A 16,352-nucleotide genomic window follows, 5' to 3' on the forward strand; every position below is an offset into this window, starting at 1 on the left:
TGAATGAACCAAACCGGGTCTTTGCCCATACGATGGGGTAGAGGTGATTACGTTGATGAATATCGGAGACTTGGTCGTTCGGAAGTCATACGGCGGCGATGTGACTTTTCGGGTGGAAGGCCTCCAGTTGGATGCTGCGGTCATTAAAGGGACTGAGTTCCGGCTGATTGCCGATTCCCCGGTGGACGATTTGATACAGGTTCCCTACGAACCACAAAGCGCCAAGACCAGACAGGCGCATATTAAAGCACATCAGACCCTGTCCCGTCTGCAGCAGAATCGTATGGAACAGGCTGAGCGGAATCGTGAAGGTCTGGTACAGGATTGGACTACCCAGCAGGAACCGGCTTATTTTGAAATGCCTGGAAAGGTGCTTCATCTGGATGGAGATCCGAACTATTTGAAAAAAAGTATGGATCTCTATGAGCAACTTCGTGTGCCCGCAGAGGGACAGTATGTCCATGAATCGGCAATGGCAGATACCTTATACCGCTTATTACCCAAAGTACGTCCGGATATCGTAGTTATTACGGGTCATGATGGGGTGTTAAAGACACGTCAGCCCTATGACTTATATAGTCTTGGTAGCTACAAGAACTCGCAAAATTTTGTGTCGGCCATTCAGGTGGCCAGACAATATGAACGCCATCTGGACGCCCTCACTATTGTTGCAGGGGCCTGTCAGTCCCATTTTGAGGCACTGCTGCGCGCTGGAGCGAACTTTGCCAGTTCCCCAGGCAGAATTCTCATTCATGCACTTGATCCGGTCTATGTGGCAGCCAAGGCCTCCTTTACCTCTGTGCGCGATACGGTCAACATGAGTGATGTTCTGCACAATACCATCAGTGGTAGCCAGGGTGTGGGTGGTGTCGAGACACGGGGGAGTTACCGGGTAGGTCTGCCTGGGCTGAATGATTTATCTACGCTAAAAGTGAACCCGTCGGCAGTCTGATGTAGGCCATTTAAAGTCCCAATTTGGGGCTTTTTTTGTTTGCAAAAAAATTCATTGACAACAACTTTTTGATGCTGATATAATAATTAGTTTTGATTTGACAATGACTGTAAAATCCGGTATAATGGACAAGAAAAGAGGTGGTCGTCGACAATGGCTAAAAACACGCTGTTGGATATCAAACGCAATCTCGATGCACATATTGGTCAGAAAATTATGTTGCGGGCTAATGGTGGCCGCCGTAAGACCATTGAGCGTACGGGTGTATTGGAAGAAACGTACCCTTCTGTTTTTATTGTTAAGCTTGATGAGGAGCAAGAAACCTTCAAGCGAGTATCTTATAGTTATGCGGATATACTTACGGAATCGGTGGAAGTCATGGTTTATGACCCGGGCAGCCAGACGCATAGCTCCTATATGGAGACGTAAGTATCGATTTACAGGCGATTCGCCCCACAAGGCGGATCGCTTTTTTGTTTTCTTAAAACACCAATTTTCCCTCTAACGTAACCCATACATACTCAGGAATGAGCGAGGAACGGTCGCGGCATACTATATGGACAGGTGAAGGGACAGTTTCTTAAGCAATGCAGGAAACTGAATATGGCCTGGTGACAAAATGTCCAAAACGTGAACGAACAACGAACTCATCACATTATGAAGGATACTTTGGAGGAGGATGGTTCATGAGTCGCAGAAGAAGAAGTGTCATGTCAGAGGATCTGAAGAATGAGCTCGCGAAAGACCTGGGCTTCTATGATACGGTGCAACAGGAAGGTTGGGGCGGAATTAAAGCCAAGGATGCAGGAAACATGGTGAAAAGAGCCATTCAACTTGCTGAGCAGGCTGCCCGCAAATCTTAATCCGGTTCAAGCAGACTGAAAAGCGGGGAAATCCGTCAGGAATAACCCCGCTTTTTCCCCTTAGATGCGGAATACAAATGACTTGACAGCCCCATTTTGATATAATATGTTAAGTTGTCTTAGGGAAAAGGTGAGGACGGGTGAACGCCTTGAAAATTTACGAAAAAGCGCCTGCTAAAATTAATTTGATGCTGGACGTTTTACATAAAAGAAGCGATGGATTCCATGAAGTTGAAATGATCATGACCATGGTCGATCTAGCTGATCGGCTGGAAATGTCGGAGCTGCCGCGAGATACTATTTTCATCTCCAGTCAGGCGGGTTATATCCCGCTCGACGAGAAGAATCTGGCTTTCCAGGCAGCCAGACTCATTAAGGAGCGCTATAACGTGCGTACGGGTGTCCATATTCATCTGGATAAAAAGATTCCAGTTGCAGCCGGACTTGCCGGCGGCAGTAGTGATGCAGCAGCAGCGCTGCGTGGATTGAACCGTCTGTGGCGGTTGAATATACCGGATCACGAACTGCAGGAGCTTGGAGCTGAACTTGGGTCGGATGTTCCATTCTGTATCACAGGAGGGACTGCACTCGCTACAGGCCGTGGTGAGAAGTTAACTCCCATTCCTAATCCGCCGCAATGCTGGGTAATTCTGGCCAAGCCTCCGATTAATGTGTCTACAGCCGATGTGTACGGAAGGTTCCGCAGTGACAAGATTGTTCGTCATCCGAGTGCAGCTAAAATGGAGCAGGCTATTCGCAATCAATCATTTACGGAAGTCTGTAACCAAATGGGCAATGTGCTTGAAGATGTAACGTTGAAGCTGTATCCGGAAGTTCAGCATCTGAAGGATGCCATGATTCGATTGGGTGCAGACGGCGTGTTAATGTCCGGTAGCGGTCCAACGGTATTTGGTCTGGTTTCCAAAGAATCCAAGGTTGCCCGGATATACAATGGTCTGCGTGGGTTCTGTAAAGAAGTGTACGCTGTACGTATGTTAACGTAAAATTCGCTTTTATAATGTACAAACACGTATAAAGGTGTTATATTCTTAAATAATTATTCGGATTTGGATGTTTCCGTGATCGTGAGGATGGATCTCTGTGAAGAAGTTAAAACGAAGCGCAAGGCTGGTTGAAATGACGCAATACTTATTGTCCAGACCGCATACGGTTATTCCGTTGACCACATTTGCCGAACGTTATGGTGCCGCAAAGTCTTCAATTAGTGAAGATTTGGCGATTATCAAAGAAGTGTTCGAAGAAGGTGGGTCAGGAGAACTGCATACACTGGCTGGAGCAGCCGGGGGAGTAAGATGGATTCCGAAGGTATCCCGAGAACTGGCACTGGCATTTGCGGAGCGGCTCTCTACCCAGCTCGCGCAACCTGATCGGATCTTGCCTGGGGAATACCTGTACATGTCCGACTTGCTTGGTCAGCCCGCATTGATGAATGAAGCCGGCAAGATTTTTGCAACGGCATTTGGCAATATGAATATTGATGTGGTTATGACGGTAGAAACCAAAGGAATTCCATTGGCTTATGCGACCGGAGCCCAGCTCAACCTGCCTGTCGTGCTCGTACGCAGGGACCATCAGGCTACAGAAGGATCGGCCGTTAGTATCAATTATGTATCCGGGTCCCATAAAAGTCTGCATACCATGTCCCTGTCCCGCAGGGCGATGCGTGAGCATTCCAGAGTACTTATTGTGGATGACTTCATGAAGGCCGGGGGTACGGTGCAAGGAATGATCGATCTTTTGGCCGAGTTTAATGCTACAGTAGCCGGGGTAGGGGTACTGGTGGAATCTGGTTCTGTAGATTCAGAAGAACGCCTGTTAACAGATTACGTATCTCTGGCGAAACTGACGGCGGTTGATGCCAAGAGCAGACAGATTTCCGTCAAGCCTGGCAACTATTTTGACCTGTAGAAAGATGACGAATGTTATGTCGTTAAAAGGTCTTTTCCATCGACCTGGCATGAACGTTGTCGAATTGTGTATTAAATAAAAAAATTCCTGAAATTAGGAAATTTTTGTGGTTATAAAAAGAAGGAGTTCGTATATGCTGTGTGGAATTATACACCAAGTTCTGATGGAAAAAGGTGGTGAACACACACATGCAAATTACGGATGTCAGACTCCGCCGTGTTAACTCGGAGGGGAGAATGAAGGCTATCGCATCCATTACCATCGATAACGAATTCGTCGTTCATGACATTCGTGTCATTGATGGTAACAACGGAATGTTTGTTGCTATGCCGAGCAAACGTACTCCTGATGGAGAGTTCCGTGATATCGCCCACCCGATCTCTTCCGGTACGCGTGAGAAGATTCAGGCAGCAGTTTTGACTGAATACGATCGTGCGGCAACTGAGGAAGAAGTCATTGAAGAAGGTGCCTGAGAACATTATTGGGGTTCGAAGGAAAAGAGAGCCATGTCTTATGGCTCTCTTTTCTTTTTGACCGGAATAAGATATATTCAGTATTGAGTTTATTAGCAGAGAACAAAAAGCGCATCGTGCGCTTGGTGGCAGGGCGGCATCTTAGGAATCATTGGGATTCGGTTAAGCTCGCAGGTACACGGCGTATACATATAGGTCACGATTCGTTGGTGTCCGCGTTGTTACGTGTGATTACAGAGACAGCAGGCGATGAACAGGACCGGCTTGAAGCCGGCTGAACGATACTCATTGGATATATATCAGCAATGCATTTCAATGGGATTTTCAGAACAGGAGGTCGTTAATTTTGAAACGAATGGCAATCGTTCTTGCCGCAGGGCAAGGAAAACGAATGAAATCAAAATTGTACAAAGTACTGCATCCCGTATGCGGTAAACCTATGGTTGGACATGTGCTGGATGCAGCACTCAGCGCAGGCGTTGAACGCAGTGTAGTTGTAGTCGGTCATGGTGCCGAAGCGGTGCAGTCATTTTTGGGTTCCAGAGCGGAGTATGCACTTCAGGCGGAACAACTGGGTACAGGTCATGCAGTGAAGCAGGTTAAATCCTTGCTTGGCGGTGAAACTGGCTCTACGATTGTGGTCTGCGGAGATACACCACTTGTGACCAGTGAGACGTTGGAAGGTCTGATGAAGTTGCATGAGAGCAGCGGAGCAGCAGCCACAGTTCTTACGGCTCAGTTGGACAATCCCAAAGGTTATGGCCGCGTCATTCGCGGAGAAGATGGATCTGTACAACGGATTGTGGAACAAAAGGATTGCACAGAGCAGGAAGATGCTGTGAATGAGATTAACACAGGCACATACTGTTTCGATAATGCAAAATTGTTCGCTGCCTTGGAAAAAGTGACGAACCAGAACGCTCAGGAAGAGTATTATCTCACAGACGTAGTTGGCATTTTCCGCAATGATGGAGAAGTGGTTGAAGCTTACATGTCGGATGACATCGCAGAATCCATCGGGGTTAACGACCGACTTGCACTTTCGCAAGCCGAAGCCTTCATGCGTGAACGTCTTGCCGTACGCCATATGTTGAACGGTGTGACAATCATTGATCCGTCATCGACATATATCGGAGCGGATGTTACGATTGGATCAGATACAGTTCTGTATCCGGGGACAATCCTCAAAGGCACAACTTCCATTGGTGAAGCATGTCATATTGGTCCTCAGGCAGATGTGGAAGACAGTGTTATTCAGGACGGAGTTACAATTAAACATTCGGTAGTATCCAATGCCGAGGTTGGTTCTGATGCAACGGTAGGTCCATTTGCTAATTTGCGTCCAGGGACCAAACTGGGTCGCAACGTAAAAATTGGTGACTTTGTTGAAGTGAAAAATGCTACAATTGATGAAGGTTCCAAAGTATCTCATCTCAGCTATATTGGGGATGCCAAAGTAGGGAAAAACGTAAATGTTGGATGCGGGGCAATAACTGTCAATTATGATGGTTATAATAAAGCTGTGACAACGATTGAAGATGATGCTTTTGTAGGCAGCAACGTTAATCTGATTGCACCGATTACGGTAGGAAAAGGCGCTTATGTGGTTGCTGGCTCCACCGTTACCCATTCCGTTCCCGAGAATGATCTGGCCATTGCTCGTCCACGTCAGGAGAATAAACCTGGTTATGCGGAGAAGATTCGCGGACGTGCCAAAGCCAAGAAACAAAATGCCAAACCCCAATAAGGGGTTTTGATAACAAGATTGCCTCCCGAAGATCGGGGAGGTGCCGACATGTCGCAGACGCTTATTGATTCCAATGAACCAGCACGGAGGGTTTTTATTTTATGACTTATTTTGATTCGAAATTAAAAATATTTACTTGCAATTCTAACCCCAAGCTCGCCCATCAAATTGCTGATTATATCGGGATCCCTATGGGTGAATCTCACACAACCAGCTTTAGTGATGGCGAGATTCAAGTGAAACTCTCCGAGAGTGTTCGGGGTTGTCACGTTTATATCGTGCAGTCCACTTGCTTGCCGGTTAATGATAACCTGATGGAAATGCTCGTTATGATTGATGCACTCAAACGGGCATCTGCCAAGACGATTAACGTCGTTATTCCTTACTATGGCTATGCAAGACAGGATCGCAAGGCACGTTCGCGTGACCCGATTACAGCGAAACTGGTTGCTAACCTGATTGAAAAAGCGGGTGCAACCCGTGTCATCGCGATGGACTTGCATGCAATGCAGATCCAGGGATTCTTCGACATTCCAGTCGACCATTTGCTTGGCGTGCCAATTCTGGCTCAATATTTCCGGTCGAAACAGATCGAAAATCCGGTTGTTGTGTCGCCTGACCACGGTGGCGTAGTGCGCGCACGTAAACTGGCTGATTTCCTGAATGCACCCCTGGCGATTATCGATAAACGTCGTCCTGAGCCAAATGTGAGCGAAGTGATGAACATTATCGGTAACATCGAGGGTAAAACAGCTATCCTGATCGATGACATTATTGACACGGCGGGAACGATTGTACTGGGAGCGAATGCTCTGATGGAAGGCGGCGTAAAAGAAGTATACGCGTGCTGTACTCACCCGGTATTGTCCGGACCTGCGATGGAACGTTTGGAGAATGCACCATTGAAGGAAGTCATCGTAACGGATACCATTCCAATTACGCATGCTAATCCGACAAGCAAACTCAAAGTGTTGTCTGTAGCGCCTTTGCTCGGAGAAGCGATTATCCGGGTTCATGAGGAATTGTCAATCAGCAAGCTGTTTGAAATTGAATAAGGATGTCTGCATAAAGTAGTAGAGGGGTTACGTTTTCCGGTTCAATGGAAAATGTAACCCCTGTCGGCGTGCCGTTTTATTAAAGGTGAAACAGACGCTGGTCAGTCCATATAAGTTTGAACTACTCATTTACACAATAACGGAGAGGGCAGAAAAGATCTGAAGAAGCGAAGCGTTCGCCTTTATCACCGGATTTTCCCTTTGAAAAGGGAATCAAAAAATCTGGGGATAACAGCGATCGGAAGATGTTTCTGCACGCGCAGTGATCCAGTGTAAAATGGTTCGTTCATCTTAATATGGTTAATACCCGGGGCGGGAGATAAATCGGAAACGACGCCGATGAAAAAGCGTATTGGCAATTTCGACGAATTGATTATCGAAACGTGTGATTAGACCAATCTCAATATGGGTGTCGCGGTCGTATACCTGTACAGGTACGTGATATTCGAGATGATAGATAAAATCGCTATGTTGAGTCAGTTGTCCATTGTCTTCGCGCAAAACCCGCTCACCTTCCTGGGTCGATAAAATATTAACTGTGAACACTACAGTAAATCGATCTTTACTTTCTTGATATTATATGAAATATAAGATTCGAAGTCTATGCCTCACCTCAGGCTAATCCGAAGGAGGGAACAAGATGAAGTGGATTGTCGGACTTGGAAATCCAGGCTCGAACTATGCCAAAACCCGTCATAATATCGGTTTTATGGCACTGGATCGGTTGGCTGATCGTCATAATATCTCCATTACACAGAATAAATGTAAAGCGCTGATTGGAGAAGGCAATATTGGCGGTGTGAAAACCGTACTGATCAAACCAATGACCTATATGAACTTGTCTGGTGAATCGGTTCGAGCATATATGGATTTTTATAAAGTTAGTCTTGAAGATCTGATTGTTGTGTACGACGACATGGATACAGAGATTGGCAAAGTCAGATTACGTTACCAAGGTAGTGCAGGCGGACATAATGGAATCAAGTCCATTATTCAGCATACCGGTACACAGCAGTTTAACCGGGTGCGCATGGGAATATCCCGGCCTGAACCAGGACATGCCATTGTTGATTATGTACTGTCGACATTTATGAAGAAAGAAAAGGAAGCCCTTGATCAGACCATTGAGCAAACATGTGATGCCCTGGAGCATAGCTTGACTCATACGTTTGAACAAACAATGGCGAAGTTTAACGGTTAATTTTGTAAGACATACTGGTAAAATGATCATAAAGACGGGTTCGATTCAGCCATACTGGACATACTGGATGTATAAACCATGTTCAGGAGGCATAAACATGTCAGTGAATTACGTATGTAGGCATTGCCGTACCTTTATTGGACGAATCGATTCTGCCCGGATAACGGAAGTAGAGCTCGGCTTTCATTTCTTGACCCCCGACGAGCGGAGGGATATAATAGCGTATAATTCCGGTGGTGACATTACCGTTCGGATTACATGTGATTACTGTAAGGAAGCCCTGGAGCACAATCCGGAGCTTAGCCTGCTCGCGAGTCCGCTTCAGTAGACATCGCCTGTACAGGATCGAATGACAGTTGAGGGCGGTTGCGTAATAACGCTCCACCTTTTATAGCCTTGGCAGCCTGCTGAGGCTTCTTTTCAGTTGGCATGAAAGTCATGGCTATCTCGAAATCAGGCTCAGCCGCATCAACAGATGTGGCAATGTTGCGAGTAATCCGATATGATGAAACAGGACAAAAAGGAATTTGTATCCATTTTAATAGTGATGCTACGCGTATGCGTGAGATAATCAAGTAAGTTATAAGAGAGGTGCCCCTTTTGTTACAAGCACTTATACAGGCTTTTTCCAAAGATCCGGACTTCGGATCCATTACAGCCGGAATCAAGTCCGGCATGAAGGAACAATTGGTTTCGGGTCTATCCGGCTCGGCGCGTCAGATTATGCTGGCTGCTCTGCATCAGGAAATGAACCGACCATTGCTCGTAGTAACACATAATATGTTTTCAGCTCAAAAAATTGCAGAAGATTTACAGGAAGCGCTTTCACCTGATCAGGTGTTGATCTATCCTGCCAACGAGCTTGTCGCTGCGGAAGCTGCTGTTTCCAGCCCGGAAACATTGGGTCAGCGTATTGATGTGTTGGTCCGTTGCGCCCAGGGATTCAGGGGCGTTGTTGTTATTCCTTTTTCCGGGGTAAGACGTTATGTTCCGCTTCCGGAAGTGATGGCCAATGCTCGAATTTTGATCAAACAGGGTAACACACTTCAACTGGACTCCTTCCTGCTGGAGATGGTAAAGCTCGGATACGAGCGTGTGGAACGCGTGGAATCTCGTGGTGAGATGAGTGTACGCGGAGGTATCATCGACTTCTATCCGGTTACTTCATCGATCGCATATCGGGTGGAGTTATTTGATGATGAGATCGACTCCATTCGGACATTTGATCCAGCGGATCAGCGTTCGATTGAACGGATTGAAGAAATTACGGTTTTACCATGCAAGGAGTTAATTGCAGATCGTGAACGTATGGAAAAGGCTGCCGATGCGGCTGCTCTTTTGCTGGAGCAACAGCTGGAGAAAATGACGGACCGGCAGGCGAAGCTGCGTCTTCGTGAGGAAATTCACCGGGAGATCGAGCTTTTGCGGGAACACGTGTATTTCTCCGAAATGTATAAATATATTTCTCCGCTCTATCCGGAGAACAAAACGATCTACGACTATATGCCAGAAGATACCCTGCTGGTTCTTGATGAGCCTGCCAGACTATCGGAGACATCAAAACAGCTGGACCGTGATGAATCAGAGTGGAACCTACATTTGATGCAAAACGGAAAAACACTTCCGGATCTTCCATTATCCGCAGACGGTGATGAACTCTTGTATGAGCGTCCATTCCAGACGCTGTTTATGTCGATCTTTTTGCGCCAAGTTCCACACACTCAACCACAAAACATTCTGAACTTCATCAGTCGTGGCATGCAGGATTTCCATGGACAGATGAATGTACTGAAGGCAGAGATGGAGCGTTGGCAGAAGGCCGGAGTCAAAGTGCTCATGCTGGCGAACGGTGAGGAGCGACTCGAGCGGATGCGCCGGGTACTGATGGACTATGATATTCCAGAGCCAGAGATGATGATCGGTAATTTGCAAACGGGATTTGAAATGCCGTCCATTCATTTGGCTGTTGTGACCGAGGGCGAGATGTTCTCGCAAAAACAGCGTAAAGTACGCAAACCGATTCGGAATGTAGATAATGCTGAACGGATCAAATCCTATAGCGAGCTAAAAGTGGGCGATTATGTCGTTCACCAGAACCACGGGATTGGTAAGTACCTGGGGATCGGTACCCTCGAAGTTGGCGGTATTCATAAGGACTACATGCATATTCTCTATGCGGGTGGAGACAAACTGTCTGTACCTATTGAGCAGATCGATCTGATCCAGAAATATGTTGGTTCCGAAGAGAAAGAACCGAAAATATACAAGCTGGGCGGCAATGAGTGGACACGGGTTAAAAATAAAGTCCGCACATCTGTACAGGATATTGCTGATGATCTAATTAAGCTGTATGCAGAGCGTCAGACCTCCAAAGGGTTTGGATTCGACAAGGATTCCGCGGAGCAGCAGGAGTTTGAGGACATGTTCCCTTACGATGAGACACGTGATCAGGTGCGTGCGATCGAAGAAATCAAAAAGGACATGGAACAAAACCGTCCAATGGATCGTTTATTGTGTGGGGATGTTGGTTACGGCAAAACCGAGGTGGCTATTCGGGCTGCATTTAAAGCAGCTATTGAAGGCAAACAGGTGGCTGTACTCGTGCCAACAACCATTTTGGCCCAGCAGCATTTTGAGACGTTCCGTGAGCGCTTCTCCGGTTATCCGTTCAACATTCATGTGCTTAGCCGGTTCCGTTCCCGTAAAGAGCAGAATGAAACAGCCAAAGGCATCAAGGCAGGCACAGTGGATATTGTTATCGGGACGCATCGATTGCTGTCACAGGATCTGGTGTTCAAGGACCTGGGACTGCTCATTGTTGATGAAGAACAGCGCTTCGGTGTAACCCATAAGGAAAAACTGAAGAAGCTGAAAACCAATGTGGATGTGCTGACACTTACGGCAACGCCGATTCCGCGGACGCTTCATATGTCCATGCTGGGTGTGCGTGATCTGTCCGTTATCGAGACTCCACCAGAGAATCGTTTCCCGGTGCAGACCTATGTGGTTGAACACAGCCAGGCGCTTGTACGTGAAGCCATTGAGCGTGAGCTTGCCCGTGGTGGGCAAGTGTATTACCTCTACAACCGTGTTCAGGGAATCCAGGAGATGGCAGCCGAAATTTCTGAACTTGTGCCTGAAGCCAAAGTTGGTGTAGGACATGGTCAGATGTCGGAAACAGAGCTGGAGAAAACGATTCTGGACTTCCTGGATGGTGAATATGACGTGCTTGTGAGCACAAGTATCATCGAGACCGGGGTAGATATTCCGAACGTAAATACACTGATCGTACATGATGCGGATAAAATGGGGCTTTCCCAGCTGTATCAGCTGCGCGGACGTGTGGGTCGTTCCAACCGTATTGCGTATGCCTATTTTACGTACCAACGGGATAAAGTGCTTACTGAAGTTGCTGAGAAACGTCTGCAATCAATCAAAGAATTTACCGAACTGGGTTCAGGATTCAAAATTGCCATGCGTGACTTGTCGATTCGTGGTGCGGGAAATCTGCTAGGAGCGGAGCAGCATGGTTTCATCGCTTCCGTCGGGTTTGATCTGTATTCCCAGATGCTCGCAGAGGAGATCAACAAACGCAAAGTTACGATGCTTGGCGAAGAGCCGGTACCTTCAGACCAGTGGAACACAACGCTGGATCTCAGTATCGATGCCTACTTGCCGTCCGATTATATCTATGACAGTATTCAGAAGATTGAGATCTACAAAAAAGTGGCGGTCATTGCATCCTTCGACGATGCGATGGAGTTGGAAGACGAATTGGTTGACCGATTCGGTGATCTTCCGGAAGCCGTCATTAACTTGCTGGCTGTTGCGCGGATGAAAGTATACGGCAAAATCTACGGTATTGAGTCCATTTCCCAACGTGGTGAGGACATTACCGTGAAGTTCTATGAAGGGCGTGAACATGCCTTTGAACTCTCGAAAATCGCGCACATTGGAAATCAGTTCGAAAGACGTGTACAATTTGAACAAGGACCCCATATGCTGATTCACGCAAAAGGCAAGGGGCTTGGGGATAAGCAACTGATGGAGCTGGTAGAGAAAATTCTGGAGTCCATGAAAACTGCTTTTAAATCAAAGGGGGAACTAAAGGATGTTACCAAAGTATAAAAAAGTAGGAAAAGTACTGTCTGTGAGCATGGTTGCAGTACTATCCTTATCACTGCTTGCTGCATGTGGCAAGAAGGAAGAAGCAAAAACACCTGAATCCACGGATACAAGTGCTGTAGTCGCTACGTATGATGGTGGTACTATTACAGCCAATGAATTCGACATGGAGCAACGTGTCATGAAATTCCTCTATCCGGAGTATGCACAAATGATGGATATGGACGATTTCAAAGAGTATCTGGTGAAACAGGAAGTTGCTTATGAATATCTGAGTGGCAAAGCAAGTGAAGAAGCCAAAACAGCAGGTACAAAAGCGGCAACTGAGCAATTCGATAAAATGAAAGCTTCTGTTCAGGCAGATCAATGGACAGAAATGCTCAAAGCTCAGAAACTGACTGACGACAACATTAAAGACTACATGACTCGGATCATGACAGTAATCAAAGATAAAGAAACAGGCGTTACGGATGATGCAATCAAGGCTGAGTTTGAGAAAAACAAAGATCAGTTCACAACGGCTTCCGTTCGTCACGTGCTGATTAACTTCACAGATCCAAAAACGCAAAAAGAGCGTAAAAAAGAAGATGCACTTAAAATTGCAAAAGAAGTAAAAACCAAGTTGGATGGCGGAGCTGATTTTGCTGAAATTGCAAAAAAATATTCCGAAGATCCAGGTTCTGCTGAAAAGGGTGGACTGTATGAAAATACACCTGTAGGTAGCTGGGTAGAGGCATTTAAGGAAGCTGCAAAAACATTGCCACTGAACAAAATCAGTGATCCAGTAGAGACAGAGTACGGTTACCACGTCATGAAAGTGGAAGCTCGTACAGAAGCTGACTTTGCCAAATTGACGGCTGAACAAAAAGAAAGTCTGAAGAGCCAATTGGCTGCAGCCGAAATCGATACGTTCATGCAAAATGAATTGGACAAAATCGTAAAAGAAGTTAAACTGCCAAAAACAGAAAAAGCTGAAGAAGGTAAGACTGAAGGCACTACGGGTACAGGAACTGAAGGAGAAAAAACAACCGAACCAAAAACGGATGACTCCACAGGTACGGATACCAAGACTGACCAAGGTACGACTGGAACAGACAAAGATGCAACTACAGATGAAGGTACAAGCAGCAAGTAAGCTGGTAAAATTGCTGTGTTAGCATACGTTCAGGGGTTAAATTCGCCCGAATGAATGCCTTGTACTTCGTAAATATGGACAACCATACAGAGAAGCAAGGGGAGGACTTAGGACCTCCTTCTTGCTTCTTCTTTTATATATTCAAGTCATATGGGTAAATGGTCGCCTTCTTCGAAAGTTACACAACTATATTCTCCGAAGCATGTATAAGGAAATGGGAACAGATGAATACTATGGTCAAGATATCACACTAAACGTTCTGGGACTTTCCTCTACCCATTAAGGAACAGTAGTTGAAAAATCTTCTCGAGAAAGTGGGGCAACATGTGAAATGAAAGCTACTGGTATTGTCCGCCGTATAGATGACCTTGGTCGTGTGGTCATTCCAAAAGAAATCCGCCGTACGTTACGTATTCGTGAAGGTGATCCACTGGAAATTTTCGTGGATCGTGATGGAGAAGTTATCCTTAAAAAATATTCGCCAATTGGCGAACTTGGTGATTTTGCCAAAGAATATGCAGAATCCCTGTATGAGAGTACAGGACATGTAACGATGATTTCTGACCGGGATACCATTATCACGGTGGCAGGCGGCTCCAAGAAAGAATATTTGGACAAGCAGGTAGGTCAACTGTTAGAGGGATGTATGGAAAACAGGAAGACCATTCTGGAAACAAACAATGGTTCTTATGAACTTAGCAAAGATCATGACGAGACGTTATCCTCTTTTGTTATTGCGCCGATTATTTCAGGTGGTGACCCCATCGGAACGGTTATCCTGTTCAATAAGGACGAATCAGTTAAGATGTCTCAGATGGAAGTGAAGATGTCTGAGACGGCTGCTGGTTTCCTTGGCAAGCAAATGGAACAATAGACCGCAGATCAACTCCTGGTGCCCTGTCTTGGGCATACGGGAGTTTTTGCATTTTAAGGGACAACAAAGTTAATCCGGATGATTGTGATGGGGGAGGGTTAGTCTGTGTGCCTTCAGGCAGTTATAATAGCAAGGTATGCTTAAAAGGATTACGCGGGAGGGACTTATGAAACAGCCGTCTACAGGCTCAAGGCTGCTACAGGGTGCATTTATACTTGGGCTTGCTGCCATTATCTCTAAAATCATTGGTGCTTTTCAGAAGATTCCGCTGCAGAATCTGGGGGGAGACGGTGTATTTGGCATCTACAATACGGTGTATCCGTTATATATGCTCATTATCACGCTTGCTGCTGCAGGGCTGCCGCTGGCCGTATCCAAATTCGTAGCAGAACAGAACGCACTCGGAAGACCAGACGAGAGCAGAAGAATTATTCGACTATCTTCCCTACTGCTCGGGGGAATTGGAATTATAATGGCGCTCTTGATGTATGCAGGTGCGCCGCTGATCGCTGACATGATTGGCAACCGCCATGTGGTTCCATCGATTCGTGCTGCTTCATGGGCGTTATTATTCGTACCGGTGATGACAGGGCTGCGTGGATATTTTCAGGGATTACAGCAGATGGTTCCAACAGCAGTATCACAAGTGGTGGAGCAGACGATACGTGTCACCGTCATGATTGTTCTTCTTCTGTGGTTGATGAGACGGGACGCTTCGCTTGAGACTATTGCTGCTGGTGCCATGATGGGCTCCGTTGCTGGTGGGATGGTTGGGCTGTTAACCATGTTAGGGTACATGGTCCGTCATCGGCGGAAAGACAGGGAAGCAGTCACTGAACAGTTGAATTCGGAATGGAGCAGTAACAGCGGAGAGGTTGGATCAGATCGTCATGAGCGTCAGGAGAATACACCGGTTAAGCCGCTGAAGAAAACGGTGAGTGCTATTAACCCGGCTCTGGCAGAAAGATCACGATCCAATGGTGAGTGGATCAAGACGCTGCTCATGTACGCCATTCCCGTCTGTCTCGGGTCGCTGGCTGTACCGCTGATGAATCTGGTGGATACCTTCACCGTGCCCCGATTGCTGCGAGGAGAAGGACTGGATGAGCTTCAGTCGATGGTTTCCTTCGGCATCTACAACCGTGGATTGCCGCTGGTTCAACTGGTGACGATGTTGGCTACGTCACTATCTGTGCTGTTTATTCCGGCGATGGCGGAAGCCCGGTTAAAGGGCGGGCCAGAAGCCGTCCGGCAGCAAGCAGGCCTCGCTCTGCGCTGGTTCTGGTTGATCGGCCTGGCGGCATCCGCGGGTCTCGCGGTGCTGGCGGAGCCGATTAACCGCATGCTGTACGGAGATGCCGCAGGCACCGAAGCACTGCGGTACATGGCGCTGACGGCTGCGGGCAGCACCGTCAGCATTATTGCGGCGGCGCTGCTGCAAGGCCTCGGCGCTGTGCGCGCACCCGCGTTCAGCATGCTAGCCGCCGCAGGCGTCAAGGCGCTGCTGAACGTCATGCTTGTGCCGGCGCTGGGCATCAGCGGCGCGGCCCTGGCAGGCGCAGTCGCCTACATGCTGGCGGCTGGCCTGAATGTGGCGCTGCTGGCGCGACTTGTCGCCCTGCGCCCTGCCCCTGGCGCCGTTCTGGCGAAGCCGGCGCTGGTAATCGCCGCCATGAGTCTGGCGGCGTTAGGCACGGCCTGGGCCGCCGAAGCGATGCTCGGCGGCATGGGTATCGCGGCCGAACGCCGGCTGGCCGCGATGGGCGTGAGCCTGCTGGGCATTGCCGCAGGCTCGGCCGTGTTCTTGCTGGCGGCGGCCCGGACAATGCTACTGACCGCCGCGGAGCTGGCGGCTGTGCCCAAGTTGGGGCCTCGCCTTGCCAAGCTGCTGCGCAGACTGCGTGTGCTGCGCTAGCTCCATGCTCACAGTGCTTCTACACCCAGCACAGCGAATATGCAATTATAGGATATCGAATGATTCTGGTATAATACGTGTAA

At 47.5% G+C, this 16,352-nt stretch carries 16 protein-coding genes; 15 read left to right on the forward strand and 1 reads right to left on the reverse strand.

Annotation, left to right across the window (positions count from 1 at the left end):
* Positions 1–55: 55 nt before the first annotated feature.
* The 9 genes from yabG to MHI48_RS00205 all read left to right on the forward strand — a co-directional run bounded on the left by yabG (position 56) and on the right by MHI48_RS00205 (position 7,019).
* The gene (gene yabG, locus MHI48_RS00165) at positions 56–952 is read left to right on the forward strand and encodes a sporulation peptidase YabG (RefSeq protein ID WP_405142697.1); all 897 of its coding nucleotides are present in this window, start codon (positions 56–58) and stop codon (positions 950–952) included.
* 153 nt (positions 953–1,105) lie between these two features.
* On the forward strand, positions 1,106–1,381 hold the full coding sequence (veg, locus tag MHI48_RS00170) for a biofilm formation stimulator Veg (protein WP_017691376.1): 276 nt from the start codon (positions 1,106–1,108) through the stop codon (positions 1,379–1,381).
* 257 nt (positions 1,382–1,638) lie between these two features.
* Positions 1,639–1,815: a small, acid-soluble spore protein, alpha/beta type gene (locus MHI48_RS00175; RefSeq protein WP_017691375.1), complete on the forward strand. Its 177-nt coding sequence runs from the start codon at positions 1,639–1,641 to the stop codon at positions 1,813–1,815.
* A gap of 149 nt (positions 1,816–1,964) precedes the next feature.
* On the forward strand, positions 1,965–2,819 hold the full coding sequence (gene ispE, locus MHI48_RS00180) for a 4-(cytidine 5'-diphospho)-2-C-methyl-D-erythritol kinase (RefSeq protein WP_036606140.1): 855 nt from the start codon (positions 1,965–1,967) through the stop codon (positions 2,817–2,819).
* Between the two features lie 97 nt (positions 2,820–2,916).
* Positions 2,917–3,744 carry a pur operon repressor gene (gene purR, locus MHI48_RS00185; RefSeq protein ID WP_017691373.1) on the forward strand — a complete coding sequence of 276 codons (828 nt, stop codon included), beginning with the start codon at positions 2,917–2,919 and terminating at the stop codon, positions 3,742–3,744.
* 188 nt (positions 3,745–3,932) lie between these two features.
* Positions 3,933–4,217 carry a septation regulator SpoVG gene (gene spoVG, locus MHI48_RS00190; protein WP_017691372.1) on the forward strand — a complete coding sequence of 95 codons (285 nt, stop codon included), beginning with the start codon at positions 3,933–3,935 and terminating at the stop codon, positions 4,215–4,217.
* A gap of 83 nt (positions 4,218–4,300) precedes the next feature.
* The gene (locus tag MHI48_RS00195; RefSeq protein WP_124118801.1) at positions 4,301–4,495 is read left to right on the forward strand and encodes a hypothetical protein; all 195 of its coding nucleotides are present in this window, start codon (positions 4,301–4,303) and stop codon (positions 4,493–4,495) included.
* Between the two features lie 77 nt (positions 4,496–4,572).
* Complete coding sequence (glmU, locus tag MHI48_RS00200; protein WP_405144567.1) at positions 4,573–5,964, forward strand: bifunctional UDP-N-acetylglucosamine diphosphorylase/glucosamine-1-phosphate N-acetyltransferase GlmU; 1,392 nt, start codon at positions 4,573–4,575, stop codon at positions 5,962–5,964.
* A gap of 101 nt (positions 5,965–6,065) precedes the next feature.
* Complete coding sequence (locus MHI48_RS00205) at positions 6,066–7,019, forward strand: ribose-phosphate diphosphokinase (RefSeq protein ID WP_017691370.1); 954 nt, start codon at positions 6,066–6,068, stop codon at positions 7,017–7,019.
* Between the two features lie 300 nt (positions 7,020–7,319).
* On the opposite strand, the gene MHI48_RS00210 is transcribed toward MHI48_RS00205, so the two are convergent.
* Entirely contained in the window at positions 7,320–7,520 is a 201-nt protein-coding gene (locus MHI48_RS00210) for a hypothetical protein (protein ID WP_076216763.1), read from the reverse strand.
* Between the two features lie 139 nt (positions 7,521–7,659).
* Here MHI48_RS00210 and pth point away from each other — a divergent pair, with 139 nt between their 5' ends.
* The 6 genes from pth to MHI48_RS00240 all read left to right on the forward strand — a co-directional run bounded on the left by pth (position 7,660) and on the right by MHI48_RS00240 (position 16,269).
* Entirely contained in the window at positions 7,660–8,220 is a 561-nt protein-coding gene (pth, locus tag MHI48_RS00215) for an aminoacyl-tRNA hydrolase (RefSeq protein WP_036606126.1), read from the forward strand.
* 97 nt (positions 8,221–8,317) lie between these two features.
* Positions 8,318–8,548, forward strand: coding sequence for an anti-sigma-F factor Fin family protein (locus MHI48_RS00220; RefSeq protein ID WP_017691368.1), 231 nt, complete (start codon positions 8,318–8,320; stop codon positions 8,546–8,548).
* 272 nt (positions 8,549–8,820) lie between these two features.
* A complete protein-coding gene (mfd, locus tag MHI48_RS00225; protein WP_036606125.1) occupies positions 8,821–12,348 on the forward strand; it encodes a transcription-repair coupling factor in 3,528 nt (1,175 codons plus the stop codon).
* Positions 12,332–13,480 carry a peptidylprolyl isomerase gene (locus tag MHI48_RS00230; RefSeq protein ID WP_127551186.1) on the forward strand — a complete coding sequence of 383 codons (1,149 nt, stop codon included), beginning with the start codon at positions 12,332–12,334 and terminating at the stop codon, positions 13,478–13,480. Before mfd ends, MHI48_RS00230 begins: the two co-directional genes overlap by 17 nt.
* Positions 13,481–13,811: 331 nt before the next feature.
* Positions 13,812–14,354, forward strand: a complete 543-nt coding sequence (gene spoVT, locus MHI48_RS00235; RefSeq protein WP_036606123.1) for a stage V sporulation protein T — start codon at positions 13,812–13,814, stop codon at positions 14,352–14,354.
* Between the two features lie 166 nt (positions 14,355–14,520).
* Positions 14,521–16,269: an oligosaccharide flippase family protein gene (locus tag MHI48_RS00240; protein WP_405142702.1), complete on the forward strand. Its 1,749-nt coding sequence runs from the start codon at positions 14,521–14,523 to the stop codon at positions 16,267–16,269.
* Positions 16,270–16,352 lie beyond the last annotated feature (83 nt).

This window comes from Paenibacillus sp. FSL H7-0942 (assembly GCF_045040715.1).
In the GTDB taxonomy this organism is placed as follows: Bacteria; Bacillota; Bacilli; order Paenibacillales; family Paenibacillaceae; genus Paenibacillus; species Paenibacillus amylolyticus.

Bases quoted from the DNA above. Each gene is read 5' to 3' on its own strand.
- MHI48_RS00175 (WP_017691375.1), top strand. From the start codon at position 1,639: ATGAGTCGCAGAAGAAGAAGTGTCATGTCAGAGGATCTGAAGAATGAG.
- veg (WP_017691376.1), top strand. From the start codon at position 1,106: ATGGCTAAAAACACGCTGTTGGATATCAAACGCAATCTCGATGCACAT.
- MHI48_RS00205 (WP_017691370.1), top strand. From the start codon at position 6,066: ATGACTTATTTTGATTCGAAATTAAAAATATTTACTTGCAATTCTAAC.
- glmU (WP_405144567.1), top strand. From the start codon at position 4,573: ATGGCAATCGTTCTTGCCGCAGGGCAAGGAAAACGAATGAAATCAAAA.
- spoVG (WP_017691372.1), top strand. From the start codon at position 3,933: ATGCAAATTACGGATGTCAGACTCCGCCGTGTTAACTCGGAGGGGAGA.
- spoVT (WP_036606123.1), top strand. From the start codon at position 13,812: ATGAAAGCTACTGGTATTGTCCGCCGTATAGATGACCTTGGTCGTGTG.
- yabG (WP_405142697.1), top strand. From the start codon at position 56: ATGAATATCGGAGACTTGGTCGTTCGGAAGTCATACGGCGGCGATGTG.
- MHI48_RS00240 (WP_405142702.1), top strand. From the start codon at position 14,521: ATGAAACAGCCGTCTACAGGCTCAAGGCTGCTACAGGGTGCATTTATA.
- MHI48_RS00230 (WP_127551186.1), top strand. From the start codon at position 12,332: ATGTTACCAAAGTATAAAAAAGTAGGAAAAGTACTGTCTGTGAGCATG.
- pth (WP_036606126.1), top strand. From the start codon at position 7,660: ATGAAGTGGATTGTCGGACTTGGAAATCCAGGCTCGAACTATGCCAAA.
- MHI48_RS00220 (WP_017691368.1), top strand. From the start codon at position 8,318: ATGTCAGTGAATTACGTATGTAGGCATTGCCGTACCTTTATTGGACGA.